General features: G+C 64.0%; 6 protein-coding genes. 1 reads left to right on the top strand and 5 read right to left on the bottom strand.

The genetic code is table 11. The features are described 5' to 3' along the window. Positions 1-91: 91 nt before the first annotated feature. The 5 genes from AB0I81_RS63685 to AB0I81_RS63705 form a co-directional block, all read right to left on the bottom strand. Positions 92-1,153 carry an integrase core domain-containing protein gene (locus AB0I81_RS63685; protein WP_360680586.1) on the bottom strand — a complete coding sequence of 354 codons (1,062 nt, stop codon included), beginning with the start codon at positions 1,151-1,153 and terminating at the stop codon, positions 92-94. A gap of 189 nt (positions 1,154-1,342) precedes the next feature. Continuing rightward, positions 1,343-1,861 (bottom strand): SEC-C metal-binding domain-containing protein, encoded by a 519-nt coding sequence (locus AB0I81_RS63690; protein ID WP_360680589.1) that lies wholly within the window; start codon positions 1,859-1,861, stop codon positions 1,343-1,345. Then, a complete protein-coding gene (locus AB0I81_RS63695) occupies positions 1,776-2,357 on the bottom strand; it encodes a hypothetical protein (RefSeq protein ID WP_360680601.1) in 582 nt (193 codons plus the stop codon). Before AB0I81_RS63695 ends, AB0I81_RS63690 begins: the two co-directional genes overlap by 86 nt. 556 nt (positions 2,358-2,913) lie before the next feature. After that, entirely contained in the window at positions 2,914-3,879 is a 966-nt protein-coding gene (locus tag AB0I81_RS63700) for a hypothetical protein (RefSeq protein WP_360680592.1), read from the bottom strand. Between the two features lie 544 nt (positions 3,880-4,423). Then, entirely contained in the window at positions 4,424-4,732 is a 309-nt protein-coding gene (locus AB0I81_RS63705) for a tyrosine-type recombinase/integrase (protein WP_360680595.1), read from the bottom strand. A gap of 784 nt (positions 4,733-5,516) precedes the next feature. On the opposite strand from AB0I81_RS63705, the gene AB0I81_RS63710 reads away from it, so the two are divergent. Further along, a partial coding sequence (locus tag AB0I81_RS63710) for a reverse transcriptase domain-containing protein (RefSeq protein WP_360680598.1) occupies positions 5,517-5,817 on the top strand: 301 nt, incomplete at its 3' end.

Here is a 5,817-nt window from a genome sequence, read left to right on the forward strand (position 1 = left end):
GACTCCCAACTACCGATCGAACGTGATCAGCACCATCCAACCGGCAGGACCGTCCTACGCGCCAACCCGGTGATCGTTTCCGGTCACAGCACTAGGCGGCTCGGCGGTACTCGTTGATCGCTCCTGCGAGCACTTCGTGGCGTTTGATCCGGCCTTCTACGGACACCACCGCCTGTTCGTCTTGATCGGGTGGTCGTTGGCCGCGCGCCTGGTGCGGTCTGTGGCCGTTGTAGTGATCGATGTACTCGTTCAGAACCGAGCGCAGGTGACGTTCACCGTAGATCAGCATGCGGTCGGTGCACTCGGCGCGCACCGTCCGGATCCACCGCTCGGCAAAGCAGTTAGCTCGGGGCGTCTGTGGCGGCGTTTTCAGCACCGTGACGCCCACGGCGGCGAAGACTTCATCGAATACGGCGGTGAACTTGGCATCTCGATCGCGGATGAGGAAGCGAAACGAGCCTCCTCGCTCGCCGATGTCGATCAGCAGATTACGGGCTTGCTGAGTGGTCCACGCGCCGGTCGGATGAGACGTCACACCCAGGATGCGCACGCGGCGCGTGCCGACCTCCATCATGAACAACACGTACAGGCGCTTCAGAAAGATCGTGTCAACGTGGAAGAAGTCGCAGGCCAGGAGCCCCTTAGCCTGCAAGCGTAGAAAGGTGCGCCAGGAGGTGTCGATATTGCGGGGCGCTGGCGGGATGCGGCGGGAGCGCAGAATGCGCCGTACGGTCGCCTCACTGACCTGAACGCCGAGCCGCACCAGTTCCCCGTGCACCCGCCGATGGCCCCATGCGGGGTTCTCCCGCGCCAGGCGGAGGATCAAGCCCCGGATCTCTCGACTTGTCGCTGGACGTCCGGGCCGATGTGGATAGGTCCAGGCCTGTCGGAGCAAACGACGATGCCACGACAGTAGCGTCGCCGGGGTAGCCAGCCGATGAGCGCGCAGCACCGCCGGCAGCCACCGGGCCAACGCCGCCAGGACGGCTCGATCGGCCCAATCCGGCTTCGGACGTTCGACCTGGCGCCGTAGCACTGCCACTTCGTGACGCAGCACCATGATTTCCACGTTCTTCGACGCCTGGCTGCGGCCCAGTAACATCAGCCAGCCGAACATCCGCAGCGTGATGAGGTAGAGCAGGCGGACAAGCACAAGACGCGATCTTCTCGGTGATGCCGGTGCCCGTCAAGTCGCAGGTCAGCGCCATCGTTGGTGTGTTATGACGCGGTACAGGAACGCCCTTCTCGACGAAGTACGACGTAGAGTCGGCACGCTCTTCGAGATGAATGCGCATCGCACCCAATATCGACACATAAAACGACATATGGTCGAGCATGGCGATTAGTCAGCGGGGAGTCCCGCTGGATGACAACGTCGTGCACGGCGCCCCGAACCGCATGGGCACCGCTCATTCTTCGCCACCGTACGCCCAGGACCGCTGCGCTCATGCGTGCGAGTCGCCATGCCTTTAGACCGCGCCAGCCTCTGACCCGCTTCCCGCCAGCTATCAAGAACCGGGGGAAGCCTCCCCTCCTGCTCCATCAGCCAGCGAGCCATATACTTGGTGGCTCGGTCCTCGGGCCCATCCACCCAGCGGGCGAGTTCGTCGGGATCCAGCAGATGTAAGGCAAGCTGCCGCCAGTACCCGCTCCTCGCGAAGACCCTCATACCCTGGACTCGTTCTACATTCTTAGCGAAAGTCGCTCCCGCCATGAGCGCCGCGCCAGTGACGGTGTCGCCCATATCGCTCTGCTCATTGAAAAGGCCGATGAGATCACGTTCCGTCGAAGAAAGATCCGGGACATCCTCCCCTCTCCAACAGAGCCATGTAATGGTCGTGCAGTTCAACCGGAGACTCATAGATTATTTCGCCAACAAAACCTGTGTGGGCGAAGTGCAGGACAAAAGCGTCACGTTGGAGCCCGGATTTAAAGGCCCGAACCTCGGACGTTCTTTCGAAGCCAGCCAGGCGAATCGTCGGCTCGCGACGCCGCCCGGCCCGATACTGATCGCCCAGGCGATGCCCCGGCGACGACAGATGAGGGCATACTTGCGCGGCGTAGACGAGGCAGATCTCGTGAACTGGCGCCTCACCGAAGTAGCGAATATCACGCTGATCAACGCCAAGAGCCAACCCGTCACCGACGACAACCTGCCAGCGGGTCTCCGACCGGAAGGGCAAGCCACAAACCGCGCACCAGTCAAACGTGGCGAGGGCGAGCTTACGCCGCTCGTTCACCGATCCGAAGTTGGCACCTGTTTCGTCTCGCCCGACCGTCGAGATGATCGGATACCCACGCCCGTCATCGCCCAGATGATCGATCCGTCCAGGTCGCACAATCTGCTGCGGCTTCACAGAACCAACCTTGCAGCACGAGCTCCACCCATTCACCCGAAATAGCCAAACGGGCCGACGATTCTCACCCAACCACTACAGAGGTTTACCACGCTGGCCCTCCCCCGCCGTCGTGATGGCCATCCGAGGCGGAGATGGCCAATTTCTAAAGCACCGCTCGGATGATCACGATTCTCCTTTCGAGTCAGCCGAACCGCATCCGCCGGTCTGCAGGGGAGGGGCCAGCGTCGTCTCGGTCGAGTGGTGGGTGTTCAGGGTGCGGAGGTGACTCGCTGACGCAGGTGAACAGGCGAGCGCCCCAGGGCCAGCGCGGTGTACCACCGCTCGGGGCGAAACCGTGCAAGCCGGAGGGAGGTCCATGACGTCGTGTCCTTGTCCTGCCCAGCGCCAGGTTGGTGGCCCGATTCCTCCCCGCAGCGGCTGGCGGATCCCACTGCGTCGCTCGCAACTGCTGCCAGATCAGGTCGACGTCGTCAGCCACAGACCGACCCTAGCCACGAGACTCGGGATCCGCTCCTGGATATCCTCACCGAGGACGGCTGGGCGGATACCGTGGCTACGAGGCCGGTGCGCAGGACCGGCGCACGGCGGGCAGATGGGTAGTCAGGGTCCGCGCGTAGGCGATGAGCACGGCCGGGATCTCATCGCCGATCTTCATCCAGGCGAGCCCCTGGGCTTCAGTCTGCGCGGCTTGCTGTTCCTGACCAGCACCATCCATCTCGATGGCGGCCTCCATCAGCAGGCGACTGTGGATCGAGGCGGCCAGGGCCAGGTCCACCGCGTGAGTAGCCTGAAGGATCGCCGTCACGCTGGGTTCGGGCACGCTCGCGACGGCCATTGCCCGGGCCATGACGCACCAGGGCGGAAGGAGCGGTGTGTTGTGACTCAGCCAGGCCTCGCCCCACATACGGCGCCTCCGTGCCTCCGGCCAGTCGCCGTCGTGCAGGACCACCTCACCGTCGTCGAGATAGCGAGGCTCCAACCCCAGCCGCTGGGCAAACTCCTGCCCACCCACAGCAGTAATCCCGGGGGGCCTGTCCGTGTCCATGAACAGGGCCAGCTCGGCCAGCTGACGCTCCGATTCGGGCACCACGGCGATGCCATCCAGCGCGCCGGCAGGTATCTCCTGGCGCGGGCTCACAGCCGCGACTCTGGCCAGCGTCAACGGGGTGCCAGTCAGGGTGGTCATCACGGCGCAGGCTGCGACATCGGACCACCAGGCGGCGAACTCCAGCACCACCCTTGCCAGTTGTTGCTCGACCTCTTCGGCCAGCATCTGGCGGACTCCGCACAGCGACAGACTCGGATCCAGGGCAATCATGACGGGATCGCGTCGGCGCTCCAGCCGCTTGAACTCTTCGGCCAGATCTCTGTCCGTCTGCACGGCCTGGGCGTGCTGCGCGGCCACCGCGTCGGTGGCCTGGCCGATACGGCTCAGCACCTCGTCGATGACCGCCGGGCTCAGAACCTGACCGGGCGGGGCACAGATGACGGCGGTGTCGGTATCGGTGTAGGGGTCCACGAATGCCTCCTACGTGGCGACCAGCGGCTCAGCAACCAAGCCAGCAAGCGCTTGTGGATAGGTCGCGTCCGGCCGCAATGGGACAGGGCGCCTTCACGATGACACCGGCCCGTCTCGAGCGCACAGCAAACACCGCAATACCCACTGACACTCTCGTGGCACTTGACACCTGGCCCTACCGGTAGAAGACCAACATGCCGAGATCATGACAAATCGAACAGTCAAGAGCGCGCCAATGGCACACCAACCCCGGGCCGCGTGCTCGTCACGTGCTCTTCGGCTATCGGCACCCGTGAACACGGGCCGACATTTTCAGACATTTTAAATGCGACAAATTTCGCAGAGCGATACAATTGAACGTTGAAATACAGCCCGATAGAAGTCCTCGCGACTTTTAATCCGTAGGTTCCGGGTTCGAGCCCCGGGCGCCCTACCACTCTCACCTGCAGGTTCGCTTAGCCCTTGATCAAAGAATCAAGAGATGGGTCATAGCCGGGTCACGCCTGGGACAAACAGACACCACCAGACCTTTCCAGCAAAGCAGTCAACGTGGCGGCCGGTTCGTGGGACGACGCCGGAGCTGGATCGTCCGCTTCCGCAGCCTATGACCTGTCCGTCGCGCTGTGGCGAGCACCAGGCGTGCCGTGGCCTCGGCCGCCGCGTGATGGAGTTCGGGCAGGACCGAGGTGTAGGTGTCGGAGGTCAGCACGATACTGGCGTGCCCGAATTGCCCCTGGACCGTACGCAGGTCCACGTGCGCGGCCAACGCTGTGCTGGCAACACCATGCCGCAGGTCATGCGTGCGCCGTGAGGCGCTGTGGTTCGAGTGGAGGTGAGAGACCTTCGCCGACAATCCCGTCGCAGCGGGACGGTGGAGCTGAGGGCAGCCGTGCGACGTGATGTCGCACGTGGTGAGTGATCACGCCAGTCTGGAGGTCATGTTGATGAGGGTGTGATCCGGTCCAGTGTCCGTGGGACCGTCCCCGCCCTGGCGTGCGTCGCGGGTGACCGCGGGGTGCGGAGCCTGGGGTGAGAGCCGAAGCCGTTCCCGTTCCATCCGGGGATGGCGGGCCTGGGGAAGGCCGGACGGGTGAACGTGAGTGAATCTTCGTATGCTCCGTTATCAGCAGCTCCGCCGATGGGATGTTCCAGCGGGGTATAGGGCTGGCCGCTGGGAAGCGGCAGGCGCCGGTCAGAGAGGCTGCGCTGGCTGGGAGGACACCGCCGCCCCGGAGTAAAGAAGGCACCCACCCCGGCTGCATCTCACGCGTGTGGAACATGGGAACCCCGACAGAGTCCGGCCCGTCCTGGGTGGCGGGATCGGTAGGCCGACCGCAAGGAGAGCGGAATCCTCTGGCGGGAACAGGATGCTCAAGAAGCGAATGCCGGTGGACGAAAGTCGACAGGAAACCCGGGACGGCAAGGCGGCCCCTCCGGACCGCCGTCCCGGATAACTGGCCGGATACCGGGCCGAGTGCCTGGGCTCCGAAAGGGGCGCTGACGTGAGCAGGTGAGCCTTTGAAGTGATGCAGGGTTCGTAACGCGTTGGAGCCTGAGTGGGAGTCCCCGTTTGAGCCCAAGTCTTATGGGTCCGGCCTGGGCGGAGCTGCCAGGACGCTATCAGCGCGATCTTCAAGATCTGCCGAGGCTCTCGGGCCAAGCGGGTGTGGGCGCTCGACGCGGACCTGGCTGCGGCGTTCGACCGGATCGACCATTCCCGGCTTCTGGAAGTTCTCGGATCGTTCCCCGCCAGGGACTTGATCCGGGAGTGGCTGAAGGCAGGGGTATTCGAGAACGGCAAGGGATTCGCGCCGACGGAGGAGGGCACTCCACAGGGCGGCGTGATCACGCCTCCAACGCAATGGGCAACTTTCAGAATGATCACTCTCCGTATCGGTACTAAGGGTGCCCTGGTTGCTGGGTTCGGGGCGGTCTCGG

It is taken from the genome of Nonomuraea sp. NPDC050404, assembly GCF_040655495.1.
Lineage (GTDB): Bacteria > Actinomycetota > Actinomycetes > Streptosporangiales > Streptosporangiaceae > Nonomuraea.

What these genes read in the sequence shown, in the direction of transcription:
- AB0I81_RS63690 (WP_360680589.1), bottom strand. Translation starts at nt 1,861, where the DNA reads ATGAGTCTCCGGTTGAACTGCACGACCATTACATGGCTCTGTTGGAGA.